15 protein-coding genes are annotated in these 17,894 nt (G+C 59.5%); 10 read left to right on the plus strand and 5 right to left on the minus strand.

From position 1 onward, the window contains the following. Positions 1–147 precede the first annotated feature (147 nt). Positions 148–753, minus strand: a complete 606-nt coding sequence (locus PspCFBP13509_RS25215; RefSeq protein WP_065924481.1) for a TetR/AcrR family transcriptional regulator — start codon at positions 751–753, stop codon at positions 148–150. A gap of 291 nt (positions 754–1,044) precedes the next feature. Between PspCFBP13509_RS25215 and PspCFBP13509_RS25220 the strand changes: the two genes are divergently transcribed. Then, entirely contained in the window at positions 1,045–1,959 is a 915-nt protein-coding gene (locus PspCFBP13509_RS25220; protein WP_065924482.1) for a DUF808 domain-containing protein, read from the plus strand. A 55-nt stretch (positions 1,960–2,014) separates the two neighbouring features. Here the strand turns inward: PspCFBP13509_RS25220 and PspCFBP13509_RS25225 are convergent, their stop codons facing one another. Further along, a complete protein-coding gene (locus tag PspCFBP13509_RS25225) occupies positions 2,015–2,803 on the minus strand; it encodes an MlaA family lipoprotein (RefSeq protein ID WP_027607049.1) in 789 nt (262 codons plus the stop codon). Next, positions 2,796–4,094 (minus strand): serine/threonine protein kinase, encoded by a 1,299-nt coding sequence (locus tag PspCFBP13509_RS25230; RefSeq protein ID WP_027607050.1) that lies wholly within the window; start codon positions 4,092–4,094, stop codon positions 2,796–2,798. The genes PspCFBP13509_RS25225 and PspCFBP13509_RS25230 overlap by 8 nt, the downstream gene beginning before the upstream one ends. Before the next feature lie 236 nt (positions 4,095–4,330). On the opposite strand from PspCFBP13509_RS25230, the gene PspCFBP13509_RS25235 reads away from it, so the two are divergent. After that, entirely contained in the window at positions 4,331–4,699 is a 369-nt protein-coding gene (locus PspCFBP13509_RS25235; protein ID WP_065924484.1) for a hypothetical protein, read from the plus strand. A gap of 35 nt (positions 4,700–4,734) precedes the next feature. Here the strand turns inward: PspCFBP13509_RS25235 and PspCFBP13509_RS25240 are convergent, their stop codons facing one another. Further along, on the minus strand, positions 4,735–6,288 hold the full coding sequence (locus PspCFBP13509_RS25240) for a glycoside hydrolase family 17 protein (RefSeq protein WP_137212850.1): 1,554 nt from the start codon (positions 6,286–6,288) through the stop codon (positions 4,735–4,737). A 332-nt stretch (positions 6,289–6,620) separates the two neighbouring features. Here PspCFBP13509_RS25240 and PspCFBP13509_RS25250 point away from each other — a divergent pair, with 332 nt between their 5' ends. From PspCFBP13509_RS25250 to PspCFBP13509_RS25260, 3 genes are all read left to right on the plus strand, one after another. Beyond that, complete coding sequence (locus PspCFBP13509_RS25250) at positions 6,621–7,472, plus strand: glycine betaine ABC transporter substrate-binding protein (RefSeq protein ID WP_027607053.1); 852 nt, start codon at positions 6,621–6,623, stop codon at positions 7,470–7,472. A 263-nt stretch (positions 7,473–7,735) separates the two neighbouring features. After that, a complete protein-coding gene (locus tag PspCFBP13509_RS25255) occupies positions 7,736–8,047 on the plus strand; it encodes a DUF485 domain-containing protein (protein WP_024074297.1) in 312 nt (103 codons plus the stop codon). Then, the gene (locus PspCFBP13509_RS25260; protein ID WP_065924486.1) at positions 8,044–9,702 is read left to right on the plus strand and encodes a cation acetate symporter; all 1,659 of its coding nucleotides are present in this window, start codon (positions 8,044–8,046) and stop codon (positions 9,700–9,702) included. The genes PspCFBP13509_RS25255 and PspCFBP13509_RS25260 overlap by 4 nt, the downstream gene beginning before the upstream one ends. Positions 9,703–9,881: 179 nt before the next feature. On the opposite strand, the gene gltA is transcribed toward PspCFBP13509_RS25260, so the two are convergent. Next, complete coding sequence (gene gltA, locus PspCFBP13509_RS25265; protein ID WP_003222994.1) at positions 9,882–11,171, minus strand: citrate synthase; 1,290 nt, start codon at positions 11,169–11,171, stop codon at positions 9,882–9,884. Between the two features lie 365 nt (positions 11,172–11,536). Here gltA and sdhC point away from each other — a divergent pair, with 365 nt between their 5' ends. From sdhC to PspCFBP13509_RS25290, 5 genes are all read left to right on the plus strand, one after another. Then, positions 11,537–11,911, plus strand: coding sequence for a succinate dehydrogenase, cytochrome b556 subunit (gene sdhC, locus PspCFBP13509_RS25270; protein WP_003172804.1), 375 nt, complete (start codon positions 11,537–11,539; stop codon positions 11,909–11,911). Further along, entirely contained in the window at positions 11,905–12,273 is a 369-nt protein-coding gene (sdhD, locus tag PspCFBP13509_RS25275) for a succinate dehydrogenase, hydrophobic membrane anchor protein (RefSeq protein WP_003172805.1), read from the plus strand. Before sdhC ends, sdhD begins: the two co-directional genes overlap by 7 nt. Positions 12,274–12,276: 3 nt before the next feature. Further along, positions 12,277–14,049 carry a succinate dehydrogenase flavoprotein subunit gene (gene sdhA, locus PspCFBP13509_RS25280; RefSeq protein WP_065924487.1) on the plus strand — a complete coding sequence of 591 codons (1,773 nt, stop codon included), beginning with the start codon at positions 12,277–12,279 and terminating at the stop codon, positions 14,047–14,049. 11 nt (positions 14,050–14,060) lie between these two features. Beyond that, on the plus strand, positions 14,061–14,765 hold the full coding sequence (locus PspCFBP13509_RS25285; RefSeq protein ID WP_003172807.1) for a succinate dehydrogenase iron-sulfur subunit: 705 nt from the start codon (positions 14,061–14,063) through the stop codon (positions 14,763–14,765). Between the two features lie 261 nt (positions 14,766–15,026). Beyond that, positions 15,027–17,858, plus strand: coding sequence for a 2-oxoglutarate dehydrogenase E1 component (locus tag PspCFBP13509_RS25290; RefSeq protein WP_065924488.1), 2,832 nt, complete (start codon positions 15,027–15,029; stop codon positions 17,856–17,858). Positions 17,859–17,894 lie beyond the last annotated feature (36 nt).

Here is a 17,894-nt window from a genome sequence, read left to right on the forward strand (position 1 = left end):
CGTAGCAGCTGTCGAGCCTTGGCGAGGCTGCGTCGGCGGTGTGTCAGACGCGCCGCAAACGCAGCCTCGCCAAGGCTCGACAGCTGCTACGCGTTATCCTACTGAAGTTGTGTAGATACTTATGCTCATCGGGGGCACCTCAGTGTGTCAGTCGGGTTCACAGCCCTTGAGCACCAACCGGATAATCGTCTGCGCCGCCGCTTCATAATCGGCCTCATCCAGCTTGGCTTTGCCGGTCACCGCGGAAATCTGCCAGTCGAAATCCGCATAGGTCTGCGTCGCCGCCCAGATGCTGAACATCAGGTGATGAGGGTCGATAGCTGCAATCAACCCGCGATCCACCCAGCTCTGGATGCAGTCGATATTGTGCTTGGCCTGGGCGTTGAGTTGTTGGACCTGCTCGGCACTCAGGTGCGGTGCGCCATGCATGATTTCGCTGGCGAACACCTTGGAGGCGAAGGGCAGGTCGCGGGAGATGCGGATTTTCGAGCGGATGTAGTTGCTCAGCACCGCTGAAGGCTCGCCCTCGGGGTTGAACGGCGTGGACGCCGCCAGGATCGGCTCGATAATGCTTTCGAGCACCTCGCGGTAGAGGTTGTCCTTGGACTTGAAGTAGTAATAGACGTTGGGCTTGGGCAGCCCGGCCTTGGCGGCGATGTCGCTGGTTTTGGTCGCGGCGAAGCCCTTGTCGGCAAACTCCTCGCTCGCCGCCCGCAGGATCTTTTCTTTGTTGCGCTCGCGAATGGTGCTCATAAAGTGCTCAGTCTCACAGATACTGTTTCTTTTTGACGGCGTCTGTTGCCGCCATTCTGCGTCGCCGCTCCTCCCCATAGCGAGCGATGAGTCGTCGCGGCTCCTTGCCTGACGACAACAGCCACTCGCCAAAAGAGAAACGTATCTATGAAACTGAGCACGGGGAGTTTCCTTGCCAGGACAGGCGGTTGCGCATGGTAGCACCGGCTATCCGCGGGCCTCAACAATGTGCCCGCAAAGCCCTGCGCCGCGTTATGCTCCGCCCATCCCTCTCTTAAGGAAGCCCGATTCATGGCAGGAAGCAGCTTGTTGGTGTTGATCGACGACATCGCCGCAGTACTCGATGACGTTGCCCTGATGACAAAAGTAGCGGCAAAAAAAACCGCCGGAGTGCTCGGCGATGACCTGGCGCTCAACGCCCAGCAGGTTTCCGGCGTGCGTGCCGAGCGGGAAATCCCGGTGGTATGGGCCGTTGCCAAGGGGTCCTTCATCAACAAGTTGATCCTGGTGCCCACTGCGCTGTTGATCAGCGCCTTTGCCCCTTGGGCCGTCACACCGTTGTTGATGCTCGGCGGCGCCTACCTGTGTTTCGAAGGCTTCGAGAAGCTCGCGCATAAATTCCTGCACAGCAAGGCTGAAGTCCAGGCCGACCATGCGCAGCTGGTTGAAGCGGTGGCTAACCCGGCTACTGATCTGGTGGCCTTTGAAAAGGACAAGATCAAAGGCGCTATTCGTACCGACTTCATCCTCTCTGCGGAAATCATCGCCATCACCCTCGGCACCGTGGCCGATGCGCCGTTGATGCAGCAAGTGATTGTCCTGTCGGGCATCGCCATCGTCATGACCATCGGCGTCTACGGGCTGGTGGCCGGTATCGTCAAGCTGGATGACCTGGGCCTGTGGCTTACCCAGAAGCCTGGCCAGATGGCTCGCAGTATCGGTGGCGGCATCCTGCGCGCGGCGCCGTACATGATGAAGAGCCTGTCGGTGATCGGCACGGCGGCGATGTTCATGGTCGGCGGTGGCATCCTTACCCATGGCGTGCCGGTGGTGCATCATTGGATCGAGGGTGTGAGCCAGAGCACAGGTGCATTGGCGTGGTTGATGCCGACGTTACTGAATGCGGTGGCGGGGATTATTGCCGGGGCGGTGGTATTGGCAGTGGTCAGCGTGGTGGGCAAGAGCTGGAAAGCGCTCAGGGCATAAATCGCCGCCACAAAAAAAGGCCATTCAATCGAATGGCCTTTTTTACGGGCGTTATTTACTCGGCAATCTGCAACTTGCGTGATTCCGTATAGATATACCGCACCTTCTCATACTCGAACGGCGAGTTCATCTGACCGTAGCGGAAGCTGGTCTGGTAGCGCTTGTCCACCGCACGCAGGGCCCAGATTTCCGGGTGGTTGGAGCTGACTTCGGAGACGTTGAGGAAGTTGATCTGGGACTCGGCGGTGTAGTCCACCAGCAAGCCGCCGGTGTCGCGCAGGTTCGACGGACCGAAGATCGGCAGTACCAGGTAGGCACCGCCGGGCACGCCGTAGAAGCCCAGGGTCTGGCCGAAGTCTTCGCTCTGGCGCGGCAGGCCCATGGCGGTCGCCGGGTCCCACAGGCCGGCGATGCCGACGGTGGTGTTGAGCAGCAGGCGCCCGGTGGTTTCCAGGGAACGGTGGCCCTTGAGTTGCAAGAGGCTGTTCAACAGGTTGGGCACGTCGCCCAGGTTGTTGAAGAAGTTGCTCACGCCGGTGCGCAGGAAGCTTGGCGTGACGTAGCGGTAACCGTCGACCACCGGCAGGAACACCCATTGGTCAAAGCGATAGTTGAAGTGGTACACGCGGCGGTTCCACGATTCGAGCGGGTCATACACGTTGAGGGCGTTGACCGACGAGCGTTCGAATTCACGCTGGTCCAGGCCTGGGTTGAACTTGAGTTTGCTCAACGGCTCCTTGAAACCGTCGGAGTCCATCACCACAGGCGCGTGAGCCTTGCTGTTGTCGGCATTGGCAACGCCTGCGCACATCAGGGCGGCAAGCAGCAGAAGATATTTAGCCACGGAAGAACTCCAGCATGGCGTCGGCGTTGACGCGGTAATTGAGGTTGCCGCAGTGGCCGCCCAAGGGGTAGACGGTCAAGCGATCGCCGAAGGTCTTGCGCAGGAAGCCGAGGTCGCCCGGGCCGAGGATCACGTCGTCGGCGTTGTGCATGACGGCGATTTTCGGGCTGGCGTGCAGGTAGTCCTTGAGGGCGTACAGGCTGACCTGGTCAACCAGTTGCAACAGGCTGCCGCCGTCGGAGCGGGCGCGCCACATCGGGATTACCTGTTCGGTGAGGTAGCAATCGAAGTCGCATTGCAGCGCACGCTTGAGGAACGGCGTGAGGCTGGTGCCTTCGCTGATCGGGTACTTCGGCGGGATGATCAGGCCGCGGCGGTTGATCAGGTCCGAAGTAAAGGCGATGTCGGCCGCCGAGAAGCGGAACGAGGTGCCGATCAGCATGGCCATCTGTTCGTTGGTCAGGTGCTGCTTGGATTGCTGGAAGTCGTAGAGCAGGGCGTCGTTGAGGTCGATGTAGCCCTTTTGCTGGAAGTAACGGGTCAGCTTGTTCAACACCAGTTCATAGAAGGTGGTGGTGTTGTTGATGCCCTTGACCTCGGTCTGTACCAGCTTGTCGAGGTTGGTGATCGAGGTGTAGAGGTTGACCGGCGGGTTGAGCAGCAGCACTTTCTTGAAGTTGAAGCTGCGGCGGGTCTCGTCGAGCTTGCTGACAAACGCCGCATCCAGCGCGCCGAGGCTGTAGCCGGTGAGGTAGAAGTCGGTCACCGGCAGCGAGGCATTCTGGGCACGCACGGCCTGCATCACGCGGTACATGTCTTCGGCATCTTCCTGGCTGATGCCGGGGGTGGCGAAGCGCGAAGCCGAGGCGATGAAGTCGAAGCTGGTGGGCGACGACAGTTGCACCACGTGGTAGCCGGCCTGGTAATACAGTTTTTTCAGGTATTCGTTGATGCTGCTGTCAAACCGCGCACCGGTGCCTGCGATCAGGAAGATCAGCGGCGCGGCGCGATCCTGCTTGGCGATGCGGTAAGTGAGTTTCTTCACTGCCCAGAAGTTGTCCGGCAGGCTGAACTCGCGCTCGGGGCGCATGTTCAGGGTGTAGTCGGACTGGTTGATCTCGTCATCGGTCGGCAATGTAGGCCGAAGGTCAGGCGGTGTGGTGGCGATGGTCGCTTCGAATGGGTTGGTCAAAGGGTAGCCATAGCTGGCTTGGTCGATATCGACGGCCAGTGCTGACGCACTCAAAAAAAGGCTGCCCAGTAAGGCAGCACAGCGCAAGGAACGGAGCATGACTTAATCCCTAAGAGGAAACGTGCTTAATGAAGTTCGCAGGCTATGACCACCGCGTTGCCACCGAAGTGCCAGCTCTCGGCACGAAAAGTCGGAAAATAACGTCGGAATCGGGGTAATAGTAGCGAGACGATACACTTTGCCATGCATTAGTGAACACTAATTGTGTGTACGCACCTTGCTAACGGCCGCCGGCGCATTAAGCTGAGCGCCGTTTTTGCCTATCGGAGTGCTCCATGTCCCGCCGCTTGCCGTTGATTTTGCTGCTTATTGCCCTGCCGTTATGGCTGGCTGCCAGTTATGGCGCGCGTTACGGCTTTATGGAAGATGGCCAGTGGGTCGGCATCTGTGCCGACGAGGCCAGCCGCTGGGAATGCCAGGTACGTTCGAACCTGGGTTTGATGATTCACTTCAAAGTGCTGGGCTGGGCCGCGCTGGTGACCTCGGTGCTGGCGTTTTTCGTGCCGGGCCGTGCGGGATGGGGCTTGGCGGTACTGGGGCTGGTGTTCGGGCTGCCGGCCCTGGCGTTGTACAACACCTCGTTTGCGGTGTTTGCGGTGGTGATTGCGGGGTTGCGGTTGGTCAGGCAGTCGCGGCGCGCCTGATAAGGCCAATCGGGGGCTTGCCCCCGATGGCGCTTTTAAGCCTTGCGCATCCGCAAGCACCGCCACAAAGCCGCAACCATTAACCCGCTTACCAATGCCCAACCCCATGCCTGCTGGTTCAGCAGACCTTCACGGTAAAGCTGTGGCGCGATGCCGGCCCCGATGATAAAGGTCAGCAAGGCAATCTCCCGGCGTGGCCCGGTCACCGGACGAACCAGGTACACCAACGCCGGCAGCAGCAGCGCCGCACTCGGGAAGCTGCGGTAGCGTGGGTCAAACACCAGTGCCAGCATCATCACGGCGCCCGCGAACCCGGCGATTGCCACCAGCCAGCCAGCACGGTGTTCCAGCCAGTTGAACAGGCGTTCGCGCCAGCCTTCACGGGCACTCAAGGCCAGTGCAGCGTGGGCCAGCACCAGCACGTTCAGCGCCACGAGCAAACCGGCCCATGCCCATTCATCGTTGAAGCGCGCAGTCACGCGGGTCAGTTCAGCCCAGGTGCCGATGGAACAGGCCGCCACTGCACCCAGCAGCGGCAGGGCCATCGCGGCACGAGTGCTGCGAACGCGGCCACCGAGCACCAGCGTGCCCAGCAGGATAATCCCGCCGACCCCCAGCCAGAGCGGCCAGTGCGGCACATTGGTCACCGGCCCGGCGAGGATGCCCTTGTCCTGGCGGTCGGCATCGAACAGGCCCCAGTAGCCGCCCACGGTACCTTCACTGGCGCGCTTCCACGGCTGGTCAAACGCTTCGATCAGGTTGTAGTGCCAGCCATTGGCTTCGGCCATGGCCACGAAACCGCGCATGAACCTGGCTTCATTGACCCGGCTTGGCACTGCGGTTTCGCGCTGGCGACCTTCGCTGGGCCAGCCGGTCTCGCCGATCAATATGTCCTTGGGCGCGAATTTGTTGCCAAAGGTCTGGCGTACATCGCCCACATGCTTGAGGGCCTGGTCGATGCCGGAGGGGTCATCTTCCCAGTAGGGCAGCAGGTGGATGGTCAGGAAGTCCACCGCCGGAGCGATTTCCGGGTGCTGCAGCCAAAACTCCCAGACGTCGGCGTAGGTGACCGGCTGCTTGATCTGGCTTTTGACTTTATGGATCAGCGTCACCAGCTGTTTGGCGGTGACTTCCTTGCGCAGCAGCGCTTCGTTGCCGACGATCACCGAGGTGACCACATCGGGGTTGGCGTTAGCCGAGGCGATCAGTTGGTCGACTTCTTTTTCGGTCGCGACCGGGTCGCTGCTGACCCAGGCGCCCGCCATCACCTTTAACCCATGCTTGCGCGCCAGGTCCGGCAAGGCTTCCAGGCCGGTCATGGAGTAGGTGCGGATGCATTCGAAGCGGGTGGCCAGCAGGGCCAGGTCGGCGTCCATGCGTGCGGGGCGCAGTGTGAACGGTTGGTCGAAGGGCGATTGGTCCTTGTCGAACGGTGTGTACGACGCACATTGCAGCTTGTGACTGGCACTGGCCACATCCGGCAGCACCACCGGGCGGCCGAGGCCATACCAGTAGCCGACAAGGGCCAGCAGGCCGAGGATCAAAGCGAAGCAATAGGGCAGGGCAGGGAAGCGGGCAGTGGCGGGCATGGTCGGCTTATCTGGGGGAGCAAAGGCGCGCATCTTACCCGGATTTGCGCTATCCCAGTGGGGCTGCATAATTTTGACATGCAAAGTTCAGGCGGGATCGTGGGGTTAAGTCCTACAAAAAGTCCTACTGGCGATGTGATGTCGTTTCTTGCTTGCATGAGGTCGCTGACAGAGCAGGTCGAAGGCTGCGGCAGGTTGATGATCGACGTGTCAGCACTCCACTGATGTCGCAGCAGCCGGATCGATGCGCGTGAAGGGGGCGCGGCGCACCACATAACAACAGGTTGACGTCGCTCGACATCCGTCGGGCGCAGCACTTTCGGGGAAGTACGATGAAGATGCGACGACTCTTGGGCGCAGCTGCCACTCTGGTAGTTGCGATGAGCTCCACACTGGCCAGCGCCGACAGCAAAACCCTGAGCATCGGTTATGTAGATGGTTGGTCCGACAGCGTTGCCACCACGCATGTGGCGGCAGAGGTGATCAGGGAAAAGCTCGGTTATGACGTCAAACTGCAAGCGGTCGCCACCGGGATCATGTGGCAGGGCGTGGCCACCGGCAAGCTCGATGCCATGCTCTCCGCCTGGCTGCCGGTAACCCATGGCGAGTATTGGACCAAGAACAAGGACAAGGTGGTCGACTACGGCCCCAACTTCAAGGATGCGAAGATCGGCTTGATCGTGCCGGAGTACGTCAAGGCCAAGTCCATCGAAGACCTCAAGACCGACACCACCTTCAAGAACAAGATCGTCGGCATCGACGCCGGTTCAGGCGTGATGCTCAAGACCGACGAAGCCATCAAGCAGTACGGCCTCGACTACAAACTGCAAGCCAGTTCGGGTGCGGCGATGATCGCCGAGCTGACCCGTGCCGAAGACAAACAGGAATCCATTGCGGTCACCGGCTGGGTGCCACACTGGATGTTCGCCAAGTGGAAACTGCGTTTCCTGGACGATCCAAAAGGGATTTATGGTGCTGCTGAAACCGTCAACAGCATCGGCAGCAAGGGCCTGGAGAAGAAAGCGCCGGAAGTCGCGGCGTTCCTGAAGAAATTCCAGTGGGCCTCCAAGGATGAGATCGGCGAAGTCATGCTCGCTATCCAGGAAGGCGCCAAGCCTGATGCAGCGGCCAAGGACTGGGTTGCCAAGCACCCTGAGCGCGTAGCCGAGTGGACCGGTAAATAACCCCCCCAATGCCTTGATACAACCCCTGTGGGAGGGGGCTTGCTCGCGATTGCGGTGTGTCAGTCGTCAATGATCTGACTGGTTCACCGCTATCGAGAGCAAGCCCCCTCCCACATTATTTTCGTCACCCGCAAATGTTTCTGCGCCCTCTCAATCCCTCGCTACACTCCGTCTAATACTAAGGTCGTCTGGAACCTGTTCCGCAGCCGCATACAGTGGATACGTTCCAATAATAAAAAAGCTGTGCTGCGAGGATAAAAACAATGAACGACAGCATTTACCTCTCGATTCAAAACAGCCCACGTTTCAAGGAGCTGGTGAGAAAAAGGGAAAGGTTCGCCTGGATTCTCTCGGCGATCATGCTAGGGCTGTACTCCGGCTTCATCCTGTTGATCGCCTACGGGCCACAAATACTGGGGGCCAAACTCAGCCCCGGCTCATCCATCACCTGGGGCATCCCCATCGGTGTCGGGCTGATTGTCTCGGCCTTTGTCCTCACCGGCATCTATGTGCGACGCGCCAACGGCGAATTCGACGACCTGAACAATGCGATTCTCAAGGAGGCTGCGCAATGATCCGTCGTCTATTGGCTGTATTCGGCGCTTCGGTCTTTGCACCCGCTGTTTGGGCGGCGGATGCATTGACCGGTGAAGTGCACAAACAACCGCTGAATATCGCAGCGATCCTGATGTTCGTGGCCTTTGTCGGCGCGACGTTGTGCATTACCTACTGGGCGTCCAAGCGCAACAAGTCGGCGGCCGACTACTATGCGGCCGGCGGCAAGATCACCGGTTTCCAGAACGGCCTGGCGATTGCCGGCGACTACATGTCGGCCGCATCCTTCCTGGGTATTTCCGCGCTGGTGTTCACTTCTGGCTACGACGGCCTGATCTACTCGATCGGCTTCCTGGTGGGCTGGCCGATCATTCTGTTCCTGATCGCCGAGCGCCTGCGTAACCTGGGCAAGTACACCTTTGCCGACGTGGCGTCCTATCGCCTCGGGCAAACCCAGATCCGCAGCCTGTCGGCCTGTGGTTCCCTGGTCGTGGTGGCGTTCTACCTGATCGCGCAAATGGTGGGGGCGGGCAAGCTGATCCAGCTACTGTTCGGCCTCGACTACCACGTGGCGGTGATCCTGGTCGGGATCCTGATGTGCATGTACGTGCTGTTCGGCGGCATGCTGGCGACCACTTGGGTGCAGATCATCAAGGCGGTGCTGTTGCTGTCCGGTGCCTCGTTCATGGCGCTGATGGTGATGAAGCACGTCAACTTCGACTTCAACATGCTGTTCTCCGAGGCGATCAAGGTTCACCCTAAAGGTGAAGCGATCATGAGCCCCGGCGGCCTGGTGAAAGACCCGATCTCCGCGTTCTCCCTGGGCCTGGCACTGATGTTCGGTACCGCCGGCCTGCCGCACATCCTGATGCGCTTCTTCACTGTAAGTGACGCCAAGGAAGCGCGTAAGAGCGTGCTATATGCCACGGGCTTCATCGGCTACTTCTACATCCTGACCTTTATCATCGGCTTCGGCGCGATCCTGCTGGTCAGCACCAACCCGGCGTTCAAGGATGCTGCAGGCGCCTTGCTGGGCGGTAACAACATGGCGGCGGTGCACCTGGCCAACGCGGTGGGCGGCAGCATCTTCCTGGGCTTCATCTCGGCTGTGGCCTTCGCCACCATCCTGGCAGTGGTTGCCGGCTTGACCCTGGCCGGTGCTTCGGCGGTGTCCCATGACCTGTACGCCAGCGTGATCAAGAAAGGCAAGGCCAACGAAAAGGATGAGATTCGCGTATCGAAGATCACCACTATCGCCCTGGCAGTGCTGGCGATTGGCCTGGGCATCCTGTTCGAAAGCCAGAACATCGCGTTCATGGTCGGCCTGGCGTTCTCGATTGCCGCCAGCTGTAACTTCCCGGTGTTGCTGCTTTCCATGTACTGGAAAAACCTCACCACCCGTGGCGCGATGATTGGCGGCTGGCTGGGCCTGATCAGTGCCGTTGGCCTGATGATCCTGGGTCCGACCATCTGGGTCTCGATCCTGCATCATGAAAAAGCCATCTTCCCGTACGAATACCCGGCGCTGTTCTCGATGATCATTGCGTTCATCGGTATCTGGTTCTTCTCCATCACCGACAAGTCGGCGGCGGCAGAGAAAGAGCGTGCGCTGTACTTCCCGCAGTTTGTGCGTTCGCAGACTGGCCTGGGGGCGAGTGGGGCGGTTAATCACTAAGGTTGTAGCTGGATAAAGAAATGCCCCGGTCGAAAGGCCGGGGTATTTTTTTGCCTGGGGTTTATGGGGGGCTGCTACTGGCCTCATCGGGGGCAAGCCGCCGATGGTGGTAGATCAGTCGACACAAATAAAAACGGCCTCCACTGAGGGAGGCCGTTTTCGGTGCTGCTGAAAGGTGCTTACTTGCGATCTTCCAGCTTGGTAATGTCACGCGACTCGTAGCCGGTGTACAGCTGGCGCGGGCGGCCAATCTTGTACGGGCTGGAGAGCATTTCTTTCCAGTGGGAGATCCAGCCCACGGTCCGTGCCAGGGCGAAGATCACGGTGAACATGCTGGTTGGAATGCCGATCGCCTTGAGGATGATCCCCGAGTAGAAGTCGACGTTCGGGTACAGCGAGCGTTCGATGAAGTACGGGTCGGTCAGGGCGATCTCTTCCAGGCGCATGGCCAGTTCGAGTTGCGGATCGTTGTTGATGCCCAGTTCCTTCAGCACTTCGTCGCAGGTCTGCTTCATGACGGTGGCGCGTGGGTCGCGGTTCTTGTAGACCCGGTGACCGAAGCCCATCAACTTGAACGGATCGTTCTTGTCCTTGGCCTTGGCAATGAACTTGTCGATGTTGGACACATCGCCGATTTCATCGAGCATGGTCAATACGGCTTCGTTCGCACCGCCGTGGGCAGGGCCCCACAGCGCGGCGATGCCGGCGGCGATACAGGCGAACGGGTTGGCACCCGAAGAGCCTGCCAGGCGCACGGTGGAGGTGGAGGCGTTTTGCTCGTGGTCGGCGTGGAGGATGAAGATCCGGTCCATTGCCTTGGCCAGCACCGGGCTGATCGGTTTGATCTCGCACGGGGTGTTGAACATCATGTGCAGGAAGTTTTCCGCGTACGTCAGGTCGTTGCGCGGGTACATCATGGGTTGGCCCATGGAGTACTTGTAAACCATTGCGGCCAGGGTCGGCATCTTGGCAACCAGGCGGATCGCGGAAATTTCGCGATGCTGCGGGTTATTGATGTCGAGGGAGTCGTGATAGAAGGCCGACAGGGCGCCGACCACGCCGCACATGACGGCCATCGGGTGGGCGTCGCGACGGAAGCCGTTGAAGAAGGTCTTCAACTGCTCGTGAACCATGGTGTGGTTCTTCACGGTGCTGACGAACTGGGCTTTTTGCTCGGCTGTTGGCAATTCGCCATTTAGCAGCAGGTAGCAGGTTTCCAGGTAGTCCGATTTTTCCGCCAGTTGCTCGATCGGGTAGCCCCGGTGCAGCAGGATGCCATTGTCGCCGTCGATATAGGTGATCTTCGACTCGCAAGAGGCGGTCGACATGAAGCCTGGGTCGAAAGTGAAACGGCCCGTGGCCGTCAGGCCCCGTACGTCGATAACATCGGGACCAACGGTGCCGGTTAAAATGGGCAGCTCGACGGGGGCTGCGCCCTCGATGATCAACTGCGCTTTTTTGTCAGCCATGTGGCCTCCTATTTATGCTTCAAATCATCAGACAGACCCCCCACGCAGGGCCCGCACCACTATAGTGAGATAAATTCAGATGTCAATTTGCCTAAAGTCTTGCCCCAGAAGGCTTTAACCGTACTTTTTCCTCGAAATTGCCCGCCATTTACGCCTTTTATCCCGCCAGCGCAATCCGCTATTAGGGTGAGGTGCGCGCGTTGTCATTAGTAACCTAACTGTCTATACTCGGCCACCGACCGCCAAGGGCTTTTGGGCTTGCTTTCATTGGGGGTCGCACTCCCTGGGTGGTGCTTACCTGACCAGTCGCACTCCCCAACAACTTTGCCCTGATTGTTAGGGGCTCTTCAGTGTGAAAAAAAGCCGTGAATAGCCAACGACCTGTAAACCTAGACCTAAGGACCATCAAACTCCCCATCACCGGCGTTACGTCGTTCCTGCACCGTGTTTCCGGCATCATCCTGTTCCTGGGCTTGGGCATCATGCTTTATGCATTGAGCAAATCCCTGGGTTCCGAGGAAGGATACGCCGAGGTGAAGGCATGCTTGACCAGCCCGCTGGCCAAGTTCGTAGCATGGGGCCTCCTGTCCGCTCTGCTGTATCACCTGGTAGCCGGTGTGCGCCACTTGATCATGGACATGGGCATCGGTGAGACGCTGGAAGGCGGCCGCCTGGGCTCGAAAATCATCATCGCCATTTCCGTGGTGCTGATCGTTCTGGCAGGAGTTTGGATATGGTAACCAGCGTTACGAACCTATCGCGTTCGGGCCTCTATGACTGGATGGCGCAGCGTGTGTCTGCGGTCGTTCTCGCGGCTTATTTCATTTTCCTGATCGGATACCTCGTCGCAAACCCGGGCATCGGCTACGAGCAATGGCACGGGCTGTTTTCCCACAATGCGATGCGAATCTTCAGCCTGCTGGCCCTTGTAGCCCTGGGCGCTCACGCCTGGGTCGGCATGTGGACCATCGCGACCGACTACCTGACGCCGATGGCGCTGGGCAAGTCCGCGACCGCAGTCCGTTTCCTCTTCCAGGCAGTATGCGGCGTCGCGATGTTCGCTTACTTCGTCTGGGGTGTGCAGATTCTTTGGGGTATCTGATTCATGGCTAACATTCCAACTATTTCCTTCGACGCCATCATCATTGGTGGCGGCGGTGCCGGCATGCGCGCAGCGCTGCAGCTGGCCCAGGGCGGTCACAAGACTGCCGTGATCACCAAGGTATTCCCGACGCGCTCCCACACCGTGTCGGCCCAGGGTGGCATCACCTGCGCCATCGCGTCCGCCGACCCGAACGATGACTGGCGCTGGCACATGTACGATACCGTCAAGGGTTCCGACTACATCGGTGACCAGGACGCTATCGAATACATGTGTCAGGAAGGCCCGGCCGCGGTGTTCGAGCTGGACCACATGGGCCTGCCGTTCTCCCGTACCGAACAAGGTCGTATCTACCAGCGTCCATTCGGCGGCCAGTCGAAGGACTACGGTAAAGGCGGCCAGGCTGCCCGTACCTGCGCTGCGTCCGACCGTACCGGTCACGCGCTGCTGCACACCCTTTATCAGGGCAACCTGAAAGCCGGCACCACGTTCCTGAACGAATACTACGCAGTGGATCTGGTGAAGAACGCCGACGGTGCATTCGTTGGCGTGATCGCCATCTGCATCGAAACCGGTGAAACCACCTACATCCGCGCCAAGGCTACCGTTCTGGCGACCGGCGGTGCAGGTCGTATCTACGCTTCCACCACCAATGCCCTGATCAACACCGGTGACGGCGTCGGCATGGCACTGCGTGCCGGCGTGCCGGTGCAGGACATCGAAATGTGGCAGTTCCACCCGACCGGCATCGCCGGCGCCGGTGTACTGGTCACCGAAGGTTGCCGTGGTGAAGGTGGTTACCTGATCAACAAGCACGGCGAGCGTTTCATGGAGCGTTATGCTCCGAACGCGAAAGACCTGGCGGGTCGTGACGTCGTTGCCCGTTCGATGGTCAAGGAAATCATCGCCGGTAACGGCTGTGGCCCGAATGGCGACCACGTACTGCTGAAGCTCGATCACCTGGGCGAAGAAGTGCTGCACAGCCGCCTGCCGGGTATCTGTGAGCTGTCCAAGACCTTTGCCCACGTTGACCCGGTTGTTGCTCCGGTTCCGGTTGTCCCAACCTGCCACTACATGATGGGCGGTGTTCCGACCAACATTCATGGCCAGGCGATCACCCAGAACGCCGAAGGCGTGGACGAGATCATCCACGGTCTGTTCGCGGTAGGCGAAGTGGCCTGCGTATCGGTACACGGTGCCAACCGTCTGGGCGGCAACTCGCTGCTCGACCTGGTGGTATTCGGCCGCGCGGCTGGCCTGCACCTGGAAAAAGCCCTGACCGACGGCATCGAATACGATGACGCCACCGACGCCAACATCGAGGCCGCCCTGTCGCGCCTGAACGCTCTGAACGAGCGCACTGATGGCGAAGACGTGGCAACCCTGCGTCGCGAGCTGCAAAGCTGCATGCAGAACTACTTCGGTGTATTCCGTACCGGCGAATACATGCAGAAGGGTATTGCCCAGCTGGCCGATCTGCGCAAGCGCATCGCCAACGTCAAGATCAACGATAAGAGCCAGGCGTTCAACACCGCTCGTATCGAAGCCCTTGAACTGCAAAACCTGCTGGAAGTGGCTGAAGCGACTGCGATCGCCGCCGAGGTTCGTAAGGAATCCCGTGGTGCCCACGCTCGTGAAGACTTTGAAGATCGCGATGACGAAAACTGGTTGTGCCACACCCTGTACTTCCCGGGTGACAAGCGCGTAACCAAGCGTGCCGTGAACTTCTCGCCGAAGACGGTTCCGACGTTTGAACCGAAGATTCGGACTTACTAAGGGTGGCTGCCATGTTGAAAGTCAGTGTTTATCGCTACAACCCTGATCAGGACGCTGCGCCGTTCATGCAGGAGTTCCAGGTCGATACCGGTGGTAAAGACCTGATGGTGCTGGATGTATTGGCACTGATCAAAGAGCAGGACGAGGGTTTCTCCTATCGTCGCTCTTGCCGTGAAGGTGTTTGCGGTTCCGACGGCATGAACATCAACGGCAAAAACGGCCTGGCGTGCATCACGCCGCTGTCCGCTGTTGTCAAAGGCAACAAGCTGATCGTTCGTCCTCTGCCAGGTTTGCCGGTTATCCGTGACCTGGTCGTCGATATGAGCATCTTCTACAAGCAATACGAGAAAGTTAAGCCGTTCCTGCAGAACGACACGCCGGCTCCGGCCATCGAGCGTCTGCAGTCCCCGGAAGAGCGTGAAAAGCTCGACGGTCTGTACGAGTGCATCCTGTGCGCCTGCTGCTCGACCTCGTGCCCGTCCTTCTGGTGGAACCCGGACAAGTTCCTGGGCCCAGCTGCCCTGCTGCAAGCGTATCGCTTCCTGGCAGACAGCCGTGACACCAAGACGTCCGAGCGCCTGGCTTCGCTGGATGACCCGTTCAGCGTATTCCGCTGCCGCGGGATCATGAACTGCGTCAACGTATGTCCCAAAGGCCTGAACCCGACTAAGGCCATTGGTCACATCCGTAACATGCTGCTGCAAAGCGGCGTGTAACTGACGTTGTAACAAGGCAGGACCGTTGTGCCCGTAAATGCTACGGCGCAGGCTTCAACCGGCGCCGTAGTTTTAACTTGAGCAGCGACTTACAAAGCCGCGGCTCTTATTTTGAAGAAATGAGACAAGCAGGGGCATTCGGGTTGGTACCCGAACTATCAGCGTGATCCTAAGTGGCTTGTTTTGGTCGCTGCACTTGGCCTTTTGCAAGCAAACTCGGTGTTTTCGCCGGTGGTGTCCCCAAATCGAGGGTGACCAAGCATGCAAGAAAGCGTGATGCAGCGCATGTGGAACAGCGGCTATCTTTCAGGTGGTAACGCTGCCTATGTGGAAGAGCTTTATGAGCTCTACCTGCACGACCCTAACGCTGTGCCAGAAGAATGGCGCACCAAATTTCAGACGTTGTCTTCAGACGGCAACGCTGCCACCGATGTATCGCACGCAACAATTCGCGATCAGTTCGTGCTGCTGGCAAAGAACCAGCGCCGCGCCCAGCCGGTTTCCGCCGGCAGCGTGAGCAGTGAGCACGAGAAGAAGCAAGTTGAAGTACTGCGACTGATCCAGGCCTACCGGATGCGTGGCCACCAGGCGGCCCAGCTTGACCCGCTGGGGCTCTGGCAGCGTCCTGCACCTGCAGACCTGTCGATCAATCATTACGGCTTGACCAATGCCGATCTTGATACGACCTTCCGTGCCGGCGACCTGTTCATCGGCAAAGAGGAAGCGAGCCTACGCGAAATTCACGAAGCGTTGCAGCAGACATATTGCCGCACCATCGGCGCCGAGTTCACGCACATCACCGATTCCGAGCAACGCCACTGGTTCCAGCATCGCCTGGAAGGCGTGCGTGGCCGTCCGGTATTGTCCGCCGACGTGCGCAGCCACCTGCTTGAGCGCGTGACCGCAGCCGAGGGCCTGGAAAAATACCTGGGTACCAAATACCCGGGCACCAAGCGTTTCGGCCTGGAAGGCGGCGAGAGCCTGATTCCGATGCTCGACGAGCTGATCCAGCGTTCCGGTTCCTACGGCACCAAGGAAATCGTGATCGGCATGGCCCACCGTGGTCGCCTGAACGTGTTGGTCAACACCTTCGGCAAGAACCCGCGTGAGCTGTTCGACGAGTTCGAAGGCAAGAAGAAGGTCGAGCTGGGTTCCGGTGACGTTAAATACCACCAGGGCTTCTCGTCCAACGTGATGACCACCGGCGGTGAAGTTCACCTGGCCATGGCGTTCAACCCATCCCACCTGGAAATCGTTTCTCCAGTGGTCGAGGGTTCGGTCCGTGCTCGCCAGGATCGTCGTAACGACACTACCGGTGAAAAGGTCCTGCCGATTTCCATCCACGGTGACGCGGCATTCGCCGGTCAAGGCGTGGTCCTGGAAACGTTCCAGATGTCGCAGACCCGCGGCTTCAAGACCGGCGGTACCGTTCACATCGTCATCAACAACCAGGTTGGCTTCACCATCAGCAACCCGTTGGATGCGCGTTCCACCGAGTACGCCACCGACGTTGCCAAGATGATCCAGGCGCCGATCCTCCATGTGAATGGCGATGATCCGGAAGCCGTGCTGTTCGTGACCCAACTGGCTGTCGACTACCGCATGCAGTTCAAGCGTGACGTGGTGATCGACCTGGTTTGCTACCGCCGTCGCGGTCACAACGAAGCCGACGAGCCAAGCGGCACCCAGCCGTTGATGTACCAGCAGATCACCAAGCAGCGCACCACCCGTGAGCTGTATGCCGAAAGCCTGACCAAGGCCGGTATCGTTGACGATGAACGGGTTCAGGCGAAGATCGATGAATACCGCAACGCGCTGGACAATGGTCTGCATGTCGTAAAAAGCCTGGTCAAGGAGCCGAACAAAGAGCTGTTCGTTGACTGGCGTCCGTACCTGGGTCACACCTGGACGGCGCGTCACGACACCTCGTTCGATCTGAAGACCCTGCAGGAACTGTCCGCCAAGCTGCTGGAAATCCCGGATGGCTTCGTGGTGCAGCGCCAGGTTGCGAAGATCTACGAAGACCGTCAGAAGATGCAAGCCGGCGGCCTGCCGATCAACTGGGGTTATGCCGAAACCATGGCGTACGCGACCCTGGCGTTCGAAGGTCACCCGATCCGCATGACCGGCCAGGACATCGGCCGTGGTACGTTCTCGCACCGTCACGCGGTACTGCACAACCAGAAAGACGCGGGCACCTACATCCCGCTGCAGAACCTGTACGAAGGCCAGCCGCGTTTCGACCTGTACGATTCGTTCCTGTCCGAAGAAGCCGTACTGGCGTTCGAATACGGTTACTCGACCACCACGCCGCAGGCGCTGGTGATCTGGGAAGCCCAGTTCGGCGACTTCGCCAACGGTGCCCAGGTGGTTATCGACCAGTTCATCACCAGCGGCGAGCACAAGTGGGGCCGTCTGTGCGGTCTGACCATGCTGCTGCCACACGGTTATGAAGGTCAGGGGCCGGAGCACTCCTCGGCCCGTCTGGAGCGTTACCTGCAGCTGTGCGCCGAGCACAACATCCAGGTGTGCGTGCCGACCACCCCGGCGCAGATCTACCACTTGCTGCGTCGCCAGGTGATCCGCCCGCTGCGCAAGCCGCTGGTAGTGCTGACCCCGAAATCGCTGCTGCGTCACAAATTGGCCATCTCGACCCTGGAAGATCTGGCGGATGGTTCGTTCCAGACCGTGATTCCAGAGATCGATACGCTGGACGCGGCCAAGGTCACTCGCCTGATCCTGTGCAGCGGCAAGGTCTACTACGACCTGCTGGAAAAACGCCGTGCCGAAGGCCGCGAAGACATCGCCATCGTGCGTATCGAGCAGCTTTACCCGTTCCCGGAAGATGACCTCATGGAGATCATCGCGCCTTACACCAACCTCACCAATGTGGTGTGGTGTCAGGAAGAACCGATGAACCAGGGCGCTTGGTACAGCAGCCAGCATCACCTGCGCCGCAGCATCGGTAACCACAACAAGGCCCTGGGCCTGGAATACGCCGGCCGTGATGCTTCCGCTGCACCTGCGTGTGGTTATGCGTCGATGCACGCCGAGCAGCAGGAAAAACTGCTGCAAGATGCTTTCACTGTTTAACGCCTTCGCGCTGACTGAAACCGAATTTTAAGGACC

It is taken from the genome of Pseudomonas sp. CFBP13509, assembly GCF_005233485.1.
Lineage (GTDB): Bacteria > Pseudomonadota > Gammaproteobacteria > Pseudomonadales > Pseudomonadaceae > Aquipseudomonas > Aquipseudomonas marginalis.